Here is a 318-nt window from a genome sequence, read left to right as displayed (position 1 = left end):
TCCAACAGGAAAGCGAAAAGATCCTCGAAAACATCCCGCAGGCGGGCATCGGCAGGCGGCGCATCTGGGAGCCGGAAACGCTGCCGAAGGATATTCGTCTCATCAACAGCCACTATGATGACCTCTATCGCAATCCAGATGGCGGCGTGATTCAGGTGGATTACCCGAATGGACACAGTTTTACGGCACGGGTGGTACATCTGGATGATTATCACTTTGACATGGGCGGTCTGGGCTATGTGTTCCACATCTGCCAGTTTGCCGAAGTTATGGATCGAAACCATGCAGACTTCTACCCGGAAATTCAGTCACAGGACT

General features: G+C 52.5%; 1 pseudogene. It reads left to right on the top strand.

Features of this window, described 5'->3' with window-relative positions:
* Positions 1-318 (top strand): annotated as a pseudogene (locus P0G09_RS17075) (hypothetical protein); the annotation flags it as partial.

The organism is Faecalibacterium sp. DFI.5.82, from assembly GCF_029076575.1.
Classification (GTDB): Bacteria; Bacillota; Clostridia; order Oscillospirales; family Ruminococcaceae; genus Faecalibacterium; species Faecalibacterium duncaniae.
The sequence above is the reverse complement of the archived record's forward strand: the minus strand, read 5'-3'. Positions and strand labels throughout refer to the sequence as shown.